Source organism: Arcicella sp. BE140 (assembly GCF_031456255.1).
GTDB lineage: Bacteria > Bacteroidota > Bacteroidia > Cytophagales > Spirosomataceae > Arcicella > Arcicella aquatica.
In genome coordinates this window covers 1-13,863 of record NZ_JAVDUE010000028.1, presented here as the reverse complement: position 1 = coordinate 13,863, position 13,863 = coordinate 1, and the positions used below count along the sequence as shown (strand labels likewise).

Here is a 13,863-nt window from a genome sequence, read left to right as displayed (position 1 = left end):
CTTATAAACAAAATATTACTGGTTAAGCATAAACAACTTCAACCGATAATTTAAGCGAAGGCAACAACTCAAATTTCACATACTGATTCAAACCAATTACCTGATTGATAGGAAAAACGAACTTTCGTGATTCGTCATCAAAGACACCTTTAACAGCTACTTCTGTTTCATTTCCCAGTCTATCTTGAGTTACTACTACGATAGGTTTTTCACAACCATCTAATTGATTGTTACTTGAAGTAACTTTCATCATGATTGAAGAAATGTTTGCAGGAATCAAAGAATCATGTTGCTTGATATTTTCAAGGTTAAAGCTTGAAATTCCATTCAATTCAACATCATTGTTCAATGATTGAAAAGTTCCTACTTTGATAAGATGTTCTTTTGTTTTTTCAAAAGTTGCCGCACCTCCAATCAAAACAACCGTTCCAGTTGCTTCATTAGAATTATTTTCAACGTTGAATTGAACAATTAGCATTCCTTGAATTTGTGTGATATAGTCAGCTGTAAGAGACATGATAAAATTTGTTTAGTGAAAAGTTTTTCCGCTTTTATGAATCAAATATATAAGTCAAAAAAAAAGCCCACGGTTTTAATGTGGGCTTATAACGGTTGTTTTTTGGGCTTAAAGTGGCTAACCTTTGGCTTTTTAGCTATTGAAGTTCACATAAGCCCTGAGTAAATTCTTTGTAGATGAAAACTATTACAGGATATGGTAAACTTCGCTTTTGAGGGATATTATCTAAGTCAAAATCATATTTTTCCTTAAGTATATCCTTAAAACAAGATAAACAATTCTTAAGATGTTTAATGTCAGGCCTTCTGTTCTTTCCATGTCTTGTAGAGAACTGGAACTCGAAACAAATATCTGTCATTGTCGCTTTTGGCGGAATCGTCTTAATGCTCATCTTGGTTTTTGTTGTTTTCTACTTCCTGTAATTTTTGTTCTAAAAGTAATTCTGCTTTTTTTGCCAATTCTTCATCACTTTCTTTCTCTACTTTTGGCACAGGTTCAATCACTAAGGATTTTGTTTCATTGGCAGTAATCACCTTACGAGTGAAAATTTTTCTAATAAAGCCAAATATCATTGCGATGATAAGACCAAGTGCAAGTACGATTCCCACTAAAGCCCAATTTATTTTTTTCATTATGTTAAATTTTATGGTTAAGACTTTTAATCTAAGTCAATCAAAGTATTTATTTTGTCTTGGTAAGATTCAAGAAATGGTTTGCTTAAATCCTTTCTGTAAATCAAATTTTTTTCACCAACAAAAATTCTAGTAGCCCAGAGGTTTTGATAATTATTCTCCGAGTTTTCCTTTTTACATTCACGAATGAGCATTTCAACAATATCTCCATCAGGACAAGTATCTTTGATAGGGAAGGAATCTCTTGTTTGCTTTATGACCCAAATATCCGAGTTTTCTAAAATGTCTGGCGAAGCTGCTTTGATATTGTGAATCTGGAACATTATCTCTAATCGGTTATTTTTTCGTAAACCAAGAAAAGTAATTACCCAGTCAGGAACTCCACGACGAAACAAACCTGTAGTATCATCCAGAACAATACAACTGTTTGTTAGCATTGAACATTTATCTATAAAAACCTTTAAATCTTTTGGATTTTTTGCTAAATCTACCTTGACTCTAAAACACCCTCTTTGAGGCAACTTATAATCTAAATCCTTTAATTCTATTTGGATTGTTTCTGGATATGAAACTGCGTTTTTTGTATGGTCAAAAACAATAGTCCTTTTAGGTGATTTTTTACGTTCTCGAAAGTATTTAGCGAACTGCATACATTCGTAAGTTTTCCCAGTGTCTGAAGCACCAATAAAAAGTATTCTGTTTCCCTGTGGATGTAACATTAGAAAAAGGTTTTTACTTTTTTGATAATATTTTTACCGATGGCACTAAAAATTAATGGATTTCTTGAAGAAATTTCCGAAAATTCAGTAAGAACAATTCTATAAGCGAACTCGCGAACGCTTGGTAATTTCAGTGTCCCAGTTTCACGTTTTTTGATTAAATCTGCCTTGATAATTTTCGTTAGCAAGTCAATTTTCGCTTTACGATTATCGGGTTTTGCAATTTCAAATTGCTCTTTTACCCGAATACGTTCGTTTATTTCGTCTATTTCGCTTGAAACAAATTCTTTGCCCATCTTGAAGTCATTCAATTTTCGCAAATCTTCGCTTGAAACGAGTAATTCAGAAATTCCACCTTTGCCAATTGCTAAAGCCAAATCTATTTGAGTTATCAACAAATCAACCTCCTGTTCAGCAAGTACATTCAATTCTTCATCCGAGATTTCTGGCTTAATATCCTTTTGCTTCGGAATAAAGTTCAAAAAAGAATCGTCGGATTCATCACTACCCGACCAAGGGATATTTCTTTGGGGTAATAACTCGTTTACAGGTTCGTCGGGTTCGTTACCGAACAATCCGACACCACCAGAAACATTCTTAATTATTTGTTCAAAGTTCATATTTATGATTTTACGGATTTAAGACCGAATTTTAAAGCCATTGCACCGAATTTACCACCGACACTAAACAACATTTTGCGGAACGGGTTCGCCACTAAGCGTTTCCAGTAAATGTTTATTTTCACACGGTTTTCGAGTTCTACGAGTTTCTTTTCGAGATACTTATCTAATTCAGAAGTGTGAACGAACCCCATCTTGCTAATCTCGTTAAAGTTGGCATTCAGCCGAACCATGTTATTTTTCTTAATCGTCGAAAGCGTTCGGTATTCTTCGTGTAATTTTTCGGTATTCTTGAAAAATGCCTCAACCGTCTTGATTTCGGCATTTTCCATAAATTTTGCTTCGGGCTTTTCGCTAATTATTGTTCCAAACTCGTCTATTTCGACGATAGCGAGAATTTTCATATCAAGTGTCGTAAATGTTCTGGATATAACTCAGCAATTTCGGCTCTGGAAACTTTAAAGAAGACACATTTTAGCGAATGTGCATTTTCAAGCCTTTTCACGACTTCTTTTGTAGAATTGATATAATCCTGAAATTGCTTGATTAAGGCGGTTCTTTCTGGATTTTCAGCTTTTAATCGAACAATTTCAGCTTCATATTTTTCGATTAATGATTCAATCTCTTTTCGATGAGCTTCTTTGATTTCTTCGGTATTAACGAACCCGATTCCTTCGACATTGGAAATAGAATTTTTGAATGATTCTCGTAATTCCGATTCTTTTTCAGTTGTGAGGTATCGAGATTCATCAAAGCCGAATAATTCCAAACTTTCAATTACTTTTTTGGAATCAATCTCGTTTAAGTCTATTTCGATAATACCCGATTTTTCGTGAATATTTCCTATTTGTGTTGCCGCTGCGGTTTCACGCTTTTCGGCATTTCTAGCCAAAAGCCCTGCACGGAATGTGTCTAGTAAAAAATCTTCATAAGCCATTGATTCTGTTTTAGCAAACTGTTTATCAATTTCCGCTAAATCACTTTCAAGAATAGGCATAGTCAAAAAATCACGTTTTGTAGAAATACCGAAATTAACCGTATTCATGCTGAATCTTGTAGCGAGTTCGCCCAAAATCGTTTCTATTGAACAATCTTGACTATTAGCAAGAACATTGAAAAAATGTGCAGTATCAACCGAAACTTTTGCGGAAATGGTATGAGTTCGTTCCTCTAAATCAATAGGTGGAATCAATTCTGTTTTTTCGGGGAAAAGGTATTCAGTAATGGCTTCACGGAGTAAATCTTCACCAGATTCAAATTCTTTTGATTTTTCGTTGAATTTCTGGAATAATTCGTCTGATACCTTGAAATGTTTTATGGTATTAATCCCTTTTTTATGCTTGATATTTGCCATTTTGATACGTTTTTTTGCTTAAAAATTCGTAATTTTAAGGGCTACTATTTCACCCCATTCACACGAATTATTTCATGTTCAACGAATTTACTCGACGAACATTCCCTATACAATATTTCGTAATCTTACAGCAATCTTTCAGCATGTACAGCATTTCTCAGATAGCCTCGGCATATCATATCAAGCAAGTTCGTTATTTCAAAATCCATGTTAAAAACTCGGGGTTGGGCGAAGTTTTACCGAAATTGCTTGAAAACCATACGACGATTTATCGAAAGGAATTGCTGATTATTATGGAATATCTCGGAGCAACTCCGAAAATGCTCAAGATTTACGATTTACCTCTTTAAACCGAAAAAACTCGCTATTTGGCGAGTTTTTTCGGTTTAATTAAAATTCTATTTCACAAAAAGCAATTCCTTAAACTTCTTGGTAAACTGCCTAAAATGTGGGGCAATTTGTGCTATTTCAGTAGGAGTTGGATAAATAAGGGGTGAATACTTTGCCTTGGCTAGTAACTTATTTTCGATACTTAGCAATGAAAGTTCATAGCTAATCCAACTTTCAAAAAATCTAGCAAACATTTCGTTTCGTCTTATGTAATAATCACCAATATCATCCGTTTTTGCAAGATACTTTTCTAGCCTTTTATAGTACGCTGAAAGTTCCTCGTTCGGTACTTTCCAAATAATCATTTCTAAAATATCATCAGTGATTTTTCGTAATTCCGAACCCTTATCAATTCGTGATTTATTCGTTGAAATTCCACCTGTCAGGGAAAAATAATCTTTTGTTTTATCAAGGTATTGCCCAGCAAAATAGTCTAAAAAGTGACCATATTCGTGACTAAAAGCACCCATACCACCAGTTGATACTAGCCTTACAATTTTGGGTTCATCACCTCGAACATATCTCGTTATATTAATAATCTTAGTATGAGGTTCGTAATGAGCCAATGCTTTGCCTACACCTCTAGCACCAAAAGTAACTGAAAGCTGATTGAAGCCAAGATACTGATTGAATTGTACGACTTTATTCAAATCGTAAAGCGATACTAACAGGAAATTAATGTAATTATGCCTATCCTCATTTGTCACCCAATTCCCAAACCCTATATCTTTAATTCCGTAGGTTTTTTGAAGTGGATTTATAGCAGTTACATCTAACTCGAAACGAGTTGGTAATTTAAAATTAGGTCTTACAAATGTTAGATAACTGTTAAAACCTTCTGATTTCCAGTAATTGTCTAAGCGAGAACCCGCAGACACTTCTTTGGACGTGTCGCTTATTTTGAGTGTTTTTGCCATTGCTTTAGTGTAGTTTTTAAATCTTCTTTAACTGATTTGTGAAATTTAGGGTTTGAATCATTGCCAATTACCTGTTCATTCTTTGGTAATTTGGCAGTCGTGGGTTTTAATTCTCTCATTTTCATATTATGGTTATTTATAATTGTTAAGTACTAATAAACTGTAGATTAAATAAGCTGTAACTACTTCACACTTCAAAAACCTGCCAATCTTCGGATATAATATCCGTTTGACTTGCAAGCCAACCATTCACGATAGTATTATCGGCAGCCTTCATACACATATAAGGTGTAAAATTTAAAATGTAAGGTTTTTCTGCTTCTTTAAACTGTTCATAATAGGTTTTCACTTTATCAGGCAATGTCTTTACTAATTCAATATCTACTTTAGCAACAGGACGAATGAACAAAAACACTTGCTTTCCATTCCATCCACTTCTAGTGATTAATTCTCCTTTTTTAGCAAGTTCAATAGCTTCTCCGAAGGTTAAATTTTGTGTTTTCATTTTCTTGATTTGATTAAATTATTTTGCATTTTCAAAGTATTTTTTTAGGTCAGCTTCTGTGGCATTGGAAGTAAAACCTTCACCAATGCAGTAGTTAGCGAAATCAAGCATTTCTTTTCTAAAGTGAATCTTCATTTCGCTAATTACTTCACTTTCGTCGGAATCAATAATTACTCGAATAATCGATTCGCAAGCTTTTTTAATCTTCAACTTATGGCTGTTTGTTAAGTCTTTCATTTTTAGTTATGGAATTTATTTTTACACTTCTGAGAACAATAACAAAAATGTTGGTTTTGTTTTGGTTCTTTAATCTCTACATTACAAGTATCACAATGTGAAAGAGCTGAGCTAATTAATACCTGAGTATTCACATTTTAACCGTGAAACAACTGTTCTTTCAAGTACCGGTATGTTCACGCTTCGTGTTATTATGGAAATCGTCCTTACACTTTTTCGAGCAAAACCGCTTATTTTTCGGTATTTGTCGAAATGATATTCCACAGTTAGGGCAATCGGAAAAACCTTGAATACGCTGTGTTTTGGGCTTTTCTACGAGTTCGGTATGTGTCGTGTTAAACGTGTGTGGAGTTTCGGCTATTTCGGTGTGTTTTCGCCAAATTCCCGTAGTTTTCCAGAACTCTATTGAATATCCGAATGATTCAGCTTTGCTCGTAAGGTCTAAAAGACTGACCTCTTTAAGTCTTGGAGCTTGGAGCAAACTATAAGAAAATGCTTTTCTACGAAGTGTTTCGAGTTCATTGCTCATCTTGCTTTCTTCTCTTTGACATTATCTTGATAACGAATTGAATGATTTTCACGAACTTAATTGTATTCTTTTTCGAAACAGGAAAGTTGAATGAAACAAACGAACCAAAATCCTGAACGCCTTCTGGCATTATCGAATTGACATTGTCTAAAAAATCCTGTACATCTGGATTACTTTGTATTTCTTGTAACTCAAATCTGAAATATATTCTCATTTTGCTATTGTTGTGTTTTAAAGAGAATCAAATACAATTGCTTGGTTTCCCAGTTAATACTATACTTTGAATACATTCTTACCATCAATTCTTTAGTAGCTTTGGCATCCATCCCAGTATCTAAATGAGCAATAAACTCGTTAATCTGTGAGAGGTACAAAGACTTTATTGCTACTATTTTGGCGAACTTTTTATGTTTTCCATCCAATACAATTTCATGAATTTGCCCTATTTGATATTTTGACGAGGAAAGCCGTAATGTCGTGAAGCAATCACAATCAAGTTTGTTATTCCAATTTTTGGAGAAATTCGTTTTCAGGTCATTGTTTTTGTTTGGCATCGTTGATTGGATTTAATATTATATAGTTCCTAAAAAGAAGTAAATCCTTCACTGAACGGACTTTCACTCTCAGAAAAATCCCAAAAAAAAGATGATAATAAGAGAAAACATTTAGCCATTCTCGTTTAAAGCTAAAATCCCAGAGTATTCTAAATAGAATTACAATTACCTTAGCTATTCTTTCAAAAACGAGGTATGGTATTAGTATGGTCCAGCCACACACATAAGAACAGGCAATAAAGAAGTATTTCATGGTTTTGGTAACTTTAAAAATTTGATTTTTATATGATACAGGCCTATACCGAATAAAATAATGGTACGGTCCGTACCGAACTTTTCATTCATAAAACATCGGTGCGATCCTGATTAAATTAAGAAGACATCTGTTCAAGTATGGCATTTCTCAAGTATGGATTCATATCTTTAAATTTTCTGAGGAAATTGTCTTTTTGCTTTTTAAAAGCTTCACGTTCCCGATAGTTTTCTCCGATGTACCGATAATCGTTCAAAAACAATGGTTTAGAAAAATTAGTATACAAATATTCAAGAGCCTTCCCTTGTCTGGTTTGTGAATAAAACTCGATTCGATTGAAGTGATTCAGCATTTCATCATAAATATGATTAGGGTATGTGCTTATCATTTTATCACAATTGATTGTGTCTAAATCTTCAAGTAATTCGTAGTGTTCTTGGTCGGTCATTTTGAACTCATATTGACTTTTACCCTTAATACTTAAAAGTGGATAAGGAGGGTCTGAATAAATAACAGTCTTGGCAAACTCAAAAAGTCTACGATACTTAGAGATAAATTCTTTAGCAGGAAGATTTTCTAAAATTATATTACCTTGGCAAGTATCAATCAAAAACTGATTGCGTTCTCTTTTAGTCATTGATGAATTAAATAGTATATCCAATTCACTTACCTTCTTTGTATTTGAGCAACAAAGAATATCTTGATACAGCCTGGCACTAACATCATTTTGTATGATACGGCCATCAAATCTTTGAGTTAGAGTATCGACTATTTTACAGCTGACATCGTTTAAAAGTGTGAGTCCGTTATGGTTCATTTTCTCTGAAATTCTAGCGAAACCTGCATGGGTTTCGACAAAAACATCACATTCAGGGATATTATTAATAATCGTCTGAAAGGTTCCATCACCTCCTTTAGACCCAAAATAAGAATTTCTATTTTTGCTCATGGATGTTTAATTTGAAATATGATTGAATCTAAGCCAATCAACTGACAGGCTTCGTAATAAGCAGGAAAGAACTCGTTTAAGTCCCATCCTAAACCGATTGCAAAAAGAAACCAATTTTGTTCCGTCAATCGGTCAAATGTTATATGAAAACTTGTATGCTGATTAATCAAATCACCTTCTGTGGTAACAATCCAGCACCCAAAGGTTGTATGAATATTTTCATCCACTATGCGGTTTTTTGTAAGTAATGGTTTCCGTAAATGCTTTGAAAAATAGTATTATAATGTTCCAAATACCTGATTTTGATAGTAGGATTAAGCTTTTCTAAGAAGTGAACCTGTTTCTTATTCTTGAAATACTTTTCCTTCCTTTTAGTCTTGTGATTTATTCTGGTTGAGTACTCACCTAATGGGATAATTTCGCAATACTCAGAATCAATAATTTCCGCTAACCGCTTTATCTCAGCTTCTGGAATTTCTTGCTTCACCTGTTCGACATAGTCGTTTACGATTTCGTTTTGGGTAATAGTTTTTTGCCTTCTACCGAACACCTCATCATCATAAATCATCTTAATTTCTGTGGTAAAGCTTGGTGATTCAATCTTGCTACCACCTTCATGGGTATCGGACAAATTGCGAGATTTGCCCCAAATTCTACCCCGAACTTTTCGACTTTCAAACTTCACCTCGTATGGTATTTCGTCCATCCAGTCCATTGCGTTTTCCCAGTCACCGCCTTCTCTCAATGTGAAAATGTATTTACCCATATTGCCATTTTGTAAAACCTTCTGATTTTTCGCCAAAACAGGGAAAATGCCATCTTTTTTAGAAACGTACTTGGTGATATAAGCTGAAATGGATTCAATATTGCTCAACTTGTGTACGTCAGTAGTATTAGGTTCATCCCAATCAGTAGCCATTCCACGCTCATAAGCAGCCAATTGCATTTTATACACCAACATTCTAGCCGTATCAGCATCTAAGCCATATTTTGGGTCATTTTTACGCTCTTTGGCAGTCATCAAACTATAATTCTGAATGATGCTATTCAATATTTCTCTGACACCCGGACATTCACGATATTTTGTATCTGGTATCTTTTTCTGGTCCTTAATGGCATTTTGAACAACGTACATTAAAGCTTCTGTTTGCTTTTCCGCCTGTTCCTCTCTAAACACAAAACCTTTACGGTAAATGTATTTTTGGGTCATTCTGTACATTGAGATATATTGAAGACGTTCAAGAATTTGATTCCATTTTTGTCGGAGCTTGTCTTGGTCAATCCATCTATCGACTATCAAATGAAAATGTAAGTTTCCATTCTTTTGACTTTCGGCACGCCAGAGATAGGCATCTACACCAGCACCTTTTCGCTTGGTACGTTCCTGACTATCTCTAAGCCATTCTATCATCGGGTCAAGCAACTGATTCTTCAGATAATTATCGTGGTGAACCTGTTTTGATGGCAAAGTCAAGGTTACGAAAGTCACATAAGGTTTATTTCGATAGTCTTTATTTTTTAGATCATTATTCAATTCGATACTTGTGAGCCAATTTTCTACAATACGCTTCACATACCTAGAAGTATTTGCGGACATATAACCGTTAAATTCTCCGTCACAGGCCTTTAGGTTTTTTCGCGAATTATCGTTCTGTGATTTAGTCTCACGGCAAAATGACGTAGTACTAACAATTCTATGTGGAGAAAGCTTTACTTTTTTCTCAATTGTCATGTACAGGTTATTCGACGACTTTCTTTCTTTTGGCGTATGTTCTATCTCATTTGTTTCAGGTTTAGCAGCAGCTTTCACCTTCTTTTTCTGAGGTGCTTTGTATTCCTTTACTAAAGTCTTACCTCCAAGTATGTCGTATTGAATCATTGTTATGCCTATTTACTGGATATGATTTGCAGGAAGAGTCGAGCGGTAGATAAACCAAATGGCTTACGCCTTAAATTCTGCAAAAATTAACATCAAAAACGCTATCATAATCAAACAGAAACCACCTAAATAGTACCTAATTACTTTGTCTAAATGGTTTTGTTCATCTTGGCATCCTAAGTGCTTTACAATGCCAAGAATGAGGACTACAAAGCCAATCACTAATAGTTTATCTGAATGAGTAGGGATATAATCAGGATTTATCTGCATGGTTGGTTTTGTTAAATGTTTCTCTTAAACCGTCTTTAACTTGCTGTTCTAATTCGCCAATTTTCTGCAATACTTTGGCTTTACGGACAAACTCACCTATTTGTAAAAATCTGCCTTCATAATGGCACGTAACCTTATCAAAATTTATAATTGCATTTTCCATCGTGTTGGCAGATGTGAGAAGGAAATCAACGCTCTCTTTCTGTTTGGGGCTTAACTTGTCTTTACCGCCATGAGCCTGTAAAAACGATTCTGCTTTGTCTCTAAACTCTTTGACTAATTGCCGAACCTCCAAGTTACTTTCTAAAGAAATTGAGCTTAATTCTCTTAATCTCACTATCTCGTGTTGTTCGCTAATCATGGTCATGGCGTTACAAGTTCTAGCAGTGAGAAGAATGCCAAACCCATTTCCTTAGTATCTTCATTTAATTCTGAAAGCTTACATGGAATCATCTCAGGTTTACCCATTCCAAACCGCCAGTGCCTAAAACCTAATAGTTTACTTAATTCGTCAACCTTAAATGGCTCGTTTGCCTTCTCGTGGTCAACCTTGCAGAGTTGGTAGTTACGATTGTCTCTAAACTTTGTAACCTCATAGCAAGAGTTTTCCGTCATTACCTTGTATTGCTTATAAAGCCAGTTGGATGACACAACACAGATAGGGAATTGAACTTCAATAGGCTCGAAATCGATTAGATTGCCTACATTATCAAACACTGGAATTTCTATTTCGGTAGTCATTATATTAATAGTGGGGATTAAAAAGGTAAATCATCATCGTTTTCTAGCATTACTTTTCTTCTTTTATTGCAGGCATCTAGGTAGGTATCAGATGCATCATCTATTTTATTAGATAAAGAAGGATTCAACTCAATTTGAAATTCAAAAGCCAATGGTTTACGCAAGGCACGGTATTTCCTTAAAGCCATTGCCATTGTTCTATCAATCCTAATCAATTGATAGTCTTTAATATGTAGTTTTTTCATTGTGGTATTGATTAAGATATTGAAGCCTAAAAGAAAGCCCCGTGAGGATTTTCACGGGGTTTGCTACATTTCACCTATTATTACACACTAATGATGTCAATAAACTCAGGACGTACTACACGCCTGTTTCGTTTTTTAATATCTTGGGCCAGCACCAACGTGCCTGATTCTGCTATCATTTCTATTTCTTCGCCAATAGAATATCCATGCACGGGCGTTATAGCACGTGCAAATACTGTGATTTGCTTTGTCATTTGATTTACTTATTTGATGGTAAAAAAACTGATATAAATAAGAATAAGATTGCTATAAACAAAAGGAGGATACTCAAACCGTAATTATCCTGAGCCATAGATAAAAACAGGACTAGGATAGTCAAAATGGCAGAAAGCTTTTTCATGATTTATAGTTAGATAAAAATTTCTGTGCCTTCTTTCTACTCTGTGCCAGTTGAAATGCCTTGTATTTCATTCGCTTTTTGTACTCCTTTTTGGTCATCTTTGTTAGGTGAAAATAACCACACGTTGTACATCTATACGAGCGTATAGGTTTAACGCTATCGGAGGTATTGTCTAAATGAATCCGCTCAATGATTCTTACGGCTAAAGACTTGCTGAGATAGGCACGTTTGCTACACATTAGCTTCTACAGGTTCTTCAATTAATGCGAATAATTCATCACTAGGATTCAAAACATATTTGCCATCCACCTCAATAAAAAGCTTACTAAGCCTATTAATTTCTTTGGCATCAAAACTAAGTTCATCAGGTCGGCTCATCACATTTTTAAAACGACTTTCGGAAGCATTCGGGAAAAGCTTGTAATAAGCCTGTTTAACAAAATTCCTATTAGCAGGCGTTAAGCTTTTAATAACAGTTCTTATGTCCAACATATTTGTATTGTTTAATTTGAGTTTAAAACATTGCTAGTTAGGTGAACTAAAGCACCTAAATAACCTCATCGTGTTTTCCTAAAAAATCATCTTTTTTCCAAATAGAGATATTATCTTCTGTATGAACGATTACATTATCAGGGGTAAATGTCATAAATCCACCAGCTTTTTTGTCAATTATATAGCGTTCATCTGTCTCATGTGTAACATTACGTCCATGATATTTAAAATACCAAGGCATACCGTTGACTAATCTTTCACAGTTTTCTTTACCATACGCTATAAATTCTTCAAATGTAGTAGCCTCTATTATGGCTTCAATTACGTTCGGCTTTTTTATGTATTTTCCCATATTAGTAGATTTTTTTTACCTTTTAAAAACAGGGTTGGCAAATTCCAACCCTGTGGCAATTTTGGGACGTTAGGGTACAGCCACTCATTAAATTCAAAGCTCGCCACTGCTTTAAAAGCTTGTCGGGTATCTGTACTGTAACCGACTGAACACCTCACTAACACAATGTCCCTTTCTATCTGTCTATTGGTTGGTATCTTCCGAATGGGTAATTACTATATCATAAAATTGCCCTAAGACAAACATATCAGCGGCCTCTTTATTAATAGTATTGAGGGTAAAACCAGTACCACCCGACATTTGATAATAAACTGAATCCGCCTTGTAAGGCACTTGTAGTTCAATAGCCGTAGCGATTGGGTTTTCTTTGTTGTAGCTTTCAGTCTCTTTTTTTGAGACACACTTGCATTGTACTTTCGTTGAACTTGACATATTGCTATAAATTAAAAAGTTACATTTTAAATCTCAGGGGAGTGTTTTAATGCTCCCCCTTGCCATCCACCCACCCTAAAAGTATATTTTCAATTTTATTAAGTTTCAAAAAAAATATTTGTAGGGGTAATTACTTTTTGTATTGTCCTTGTACTATATTTGAATACTTTTTGAATGTTTGATGTACAAATATTTTAATTTATATTTGAAATTGCAAAATAAAAATTAAAATAAAATCAATAAATATTTTAATTAAATCTTAAAAACCTAAAAATCAATAAGTTATGGATACGATAAATAAAAGAATTATTAAGATTATCGAAAAAGAAAGAATGAATTATTCAACTTTTAGTGAGGTAATTGGAGTGTCAAGCCAATCAATTAAAAATATATGTATTGGTAAAAACAATCCAAGTTATGAAGTAATCAAAGCAGTAATCGAAAAGTTTCCACATTACGACCCACTTTGGTTTACTATCGGCATAGGAGAAATGAACAGAGAAGATTCAGGGAAAGAGAAAGAGCTTGTACAAATATTAAAGAGAGAAAATGACATATTACTAAAGAATAATGAATCATTATTGAAAAATAATGAACGTCTTTGGGATATGGTAGATACATTGGGAAAAAAGGCTGAGGCTAACAAGTGGACACGAGTAGTAAAACTAGATTTTTTGCCAGTAAAGCAAATAGCCTAATTTTCTACTGTTTGTTAGTCAGTTGGCAAAAAGTGCCAATGTGTCTTTATTAAGGGGATTCTACAAATGGTGTAGAATCCCAGCGGGATTTTGGAATTAAAAAGCTATTGAAATCAGCAAACTTTCGAGAGTTTTTTACGAAGACATCACCCGATTGCAACCTGTCTTTTAACACTAA

The 13,863-nt window shown here is 34.3% G+C and carries 26 protein-coding genes; 2 read left to right on the top strand and 24 right to left on the bottom strand.

Going from position 1 to position 13,863, the window contains the following annotated elements:
- Positions 1–22 precede the first annotated feature (22 nt).
- The 6 genes from J2Y60_RS24185 to J2Y60_RS24160 all read right to left on the bottom strand — a co-directional run bounded on the left by J2Y60_RS24185 (position 23) and on the right by J2Y60_RS24160 (position 3,842).
- Entirely contained in the window at positions 23–517 is a 495-nt protein-coding gene (locus J2Y60_RS24185) for a hypothetical protein (protein ID WP_309924637.1), read from the bottom strand.
- A 380-nt stretch (positions 518–897) separates the two neighbouring features.
- Entirely contained in the window at positions 898–1,149 is a 252-nt protein-coding gene (locus tag J2Y60_RS24180) for a hypothetical protein (protein WP_309924635.1), read from the bottom strand.
- A 26-nt stretch (positions 1,150–1,175) separates the two neighbouring features.
- Positions 1,176–1,868, bottom strand: coding sequence for a hypothetical protein (locus tag J2Y60_RS24175; protein ID WP_309924631.1), 693 nt, complete (start codon positions 1,866–1,868; stop codon positions 1,176–1,178).
- Positions 1,868–2,488: a hypothetical protein gene (locus tag J2Y60_RS24170; RefSeq protein WP_309924629.1), complete on the bottom strand. Its 621-nt coding sequence runs from the start codon at positions 2,486–2,488 to the stop codon at positions 1,868–1,870. The genes J2Y60_RS24175 and J2Y60_RS24170 overlap by 1 nt, the downstream gene beginning before the upstream one ends.
- Before the next feature lie 2 nt (positions 2,489–2,490).
- Positions 2,491–2,892, bottom strand: coding sequence for a hypothetical protein (locus J2Y60_RS24165; protein WP_309924627.1), 402 nt, complete (start codon positions 2,890–2,892; stop codon positions 2,491–2,493).
- Complete coding sequence (locus tag J2Y60_RS24160; RefSeq protein ID WP_309924626.1) at positions 2,889–3,842, bottom strand: hypothetical protein; 954 nt, start codon at positions 3,840–3,842, stop codon at positions 2,889–2,891. Before J2Y60_RS24160 ends, J2Y60_RS24165 begins: the two co-directional genes overlap by 4 nt.
- Before the next feature lie 74 nt (positions 3,843–3,916).
- On the opposite strand from J2Y60_RS24160, the gene J2Y60_RS24155 reads away from it, so the two are divergent.
- On the top strand, positions 3,917–4,192 hold the full coding sequence (locus tag J2Y60_RS24155; RefSeq protein ID WP_309959326.1) for a hypothetical protein: 276 nt from the start codon (positions 3,917–3,919) through the stop codon (positions 4,190–4,192).
- Between the two features lie 48 nt (positions 4,193–4,240).
- Here J2Y60_RS24155 and J2Y60_RS24150 read toward each other — a convergent pair whose 3' ends face one another.
- The 18 genes from J2Y60_RS24150 to J2Y60_RS24065 all read right to left on the bottom strand — a co-directional run bounded on the left by J2Y60_RS24150 (position 4,241) and on the right by J2Y60_RS24065 (position 12,987).
- On the bottom strand, positions 4,241–5,149 hold the full coding sequence (locus J2Y60_RS24150) for an LPD1 domain-containing protein (protein ID WP_309924621.1): 909 nt from the start codon (positions 5,147–5,149) through the stop codon (positions 4,241–4,243).
- A complete protein-coding gene (locus J2Y60_RS24145; protein ID WP_309924620.1) occupies positions 5,128–5,268 on the bottom strand; it encodes a hypothetical protein in 141 nt (46 codons plus the stop codon). Before J2Y60_RS24145 ends, J2Y60_RS24150 begins: the two co-directional genes overlap by 22 nt.
- A gap of 68 nt (positions 5,269–5,336) precedes the next feature.
- Positions 5,337–5,654, bottom strand: coding sequence for a DUF2829 domain-containing protein (locus tag J2Y60_RS24140; protein ID WP_309924619.1), 318 nt, complete (start codon positions 5,652–5,654; stop codon positions 5,337–5,339).
- Positions 5,655–5,672: 18 nt separating this feature from the next.
- Positions 5,673–5,891: a hypothetical protein gene (locus J2Y60_RS24135; protein ID WP_309924617.1), complete on the bottom strand. Its 219-nt coding sequence runs from the start codon at positions 5,889–5,891 to the stop codon at positions 5,673–5,675.
- Between the two features lie 160 nt (positions 5,892–6,051).
- Positions 6,052–6,420: a DUF2116 family Zn-ribbon domain-containing protein gene (locus J2Y60_RS24130; protein ID WP_309924615.1), complete on the bottom strand. Its 369-nt coding sequence runs from the start codon at positions 6,418–6,420 to the stop codon at positions 6,052–6,054.
- Positions 6,410–6,634: a hypothetical protein gene (locus J2Y60_RS24125; RefSeq protein WP_309924614.1), complete on the bottom strand. Its 225-nt coding sequence runs from the start codon at positions 6,632–6,634 to the stop codon at positions 6,410–6,412. The genes J2Y60_RS24130 and J2Y60_RS24125 overlap by 11 nt, the downstream gene beginning before the upstream one ends.
- Before the next feature lie 4 nt (positions 6,635–6,638).
- Complete coding sequence (locus J2Y60_RS24120) at positions 6,639–6,974, bottom strand: hypothetical protein (protein WP_309924613.1); 336 nt, start codon at positions 6,972–6,974, stop codon at positions 6,639–6,641.
- Positions 6,975–7,345: 371 nt separating this feature from the next.
- Positions 7,346–8,176, bottom strand: a complete 831-nt coding sequence (locus J2Y60_RS24115; RefSeq protein WP_309924612.1) for a hypothetical protein — start codon at positions 8,174–8,176, stop codon at positions 7,346–7,348.
- Positions 8,173–8,403 (bottom strand): hypothetical protein, encoded by a 231-nt coding sequence (locus J2Y60_RS24110; RefSeq protein WP_309924611.1) that lies wholly within the window; start codon positions 8,401–8,403, stop codon positions 8,173–8,175. The genes J2Y60_RS24115 and J2Y60_RS24110 overlap by 4 nt, the downstream gene beginning before the upstream one ends.
- On the bottom strand, positions 8,403–10,055 hold the full coding sequence (locus J2Y60_RS24105) for a hypothetical protein (protein WP_309924610.1): 1,653 nt from the start codon (positions 10,053–10,055) through the stop codon (positions 8,403–8,405). The genes J2Y60_RS24110 and J2Y60_RS24105 overlap by 1 nt, the downstream gene beginning before the upstream one ends.
- 63 nt (positions 10,056–10,118) lie before the next feature.
- Positions 10,119–10,325, bottom strand: coding sequence for a hypothetical protein (locus J2Y60_RS24100; protein WP_309924609.1), 207 nt, complete (start codon positions 10,323–10,325; stop codon positions 10,119–10,121).
- A complete protein-coding gene (locus J2Y60_RS24095) occupies positions 10,309–10,692 on the bottom strand; it encodes a hypothetical protein (protein ID WP_309924608.1) in 384 nt (127 codons plus the stop codon). The genes J2Y60_RS24100 and J2Y60_RS24095 overlap by 17 nt, the downstream gene beginning before the upstream one ends.
- Positions 10,689–11,066, bottom strand: a complete 378-nt coding sequence (locus tag J2Y60_RS24090) for a hypothetical protein (RefSeq protein ID WP_309924607.1) — start codon at positions 11,064–11,066, stop codon at positions 10,689–10,691. The genes J2Y60_RS24095 and J2Y60_RS24090 overlap by 4 nt, the downstream gene beginning before the upstream one ends.
- Before the next feature lie 17 nt (positions 11,067–11,083).
- A complete protein-coding gene (locus J2Y60_RS24085) occupies positions 11,084–11,311 on the bottom strand; it encodes a hypothetical protein (protein WP_309924606.1) in 228 nt (75 codons plus the stop codon).
- A gap of 80 nt (positions 11,312–11,391) precedes the next feature.
- Complete coding sequence (locus tag J2Y60_RS24080; RefSeq protein ID WP_309924605.1) at positions 11,392–11,565, bottom strand: hypothetical protein; 174 nt, start codon at positions 11,563–11,565, stop codon at positions 11,392–11,394.
- 377 nt (positions 11,566–11,942) lie between these two features.
- Positions 11,943–12,203, bottom strand: coding sequence for a hypothetical protein (locus tag J2Y60_RS24075; protein ID WP_309924604.1), 261 nt, complete (start codon positions 12,201–12,203; stop codon positions 11,943–11,945).
- Between the two features lie 55 nt (positions 12,204–12,258).
- Positions 12,259–12,555, bottom strand: coding sequence for a hypothetical protein (locus J2Y60_RS24070; RefSeq protein WP_309924603.1), 297 nt, complete (start codon positions 12,553–12,555; stop codon positions 12,259–12,261).
- Positions 12,556–12,738: 183 nt separating this feature from the next.
- Positions 12,739–12,987 (bottom strand): hypothetical protein, encoded by a 249-nt coding sequence (locus J2Y60_RS24065; protein WP_309924602.1) that lies wholly within the window; start codon positions 12,985–12,987, stop codon positions 12,739–12,741.
- 284 nt (positions 12,988–13,271) lie between these two features.
- Here J2Y60_RS24065 and J2Y60_RS24060 point away from each other — a divergent pair, with 284 nt between their 5' ends.
- A complete protein-coding gene (locus J2Y60_RS24060; RefSeq protein ID WP_309924600.1) occupies positions 13,272–13,685 on the top strand; it encodes a helix-turn-helix transcriptional regulator in 414 nt (137 codons plus the stop codon).
- The last annotated feature ends 178 nt before the right edge of the window (positions 13,686–13,863 follow it).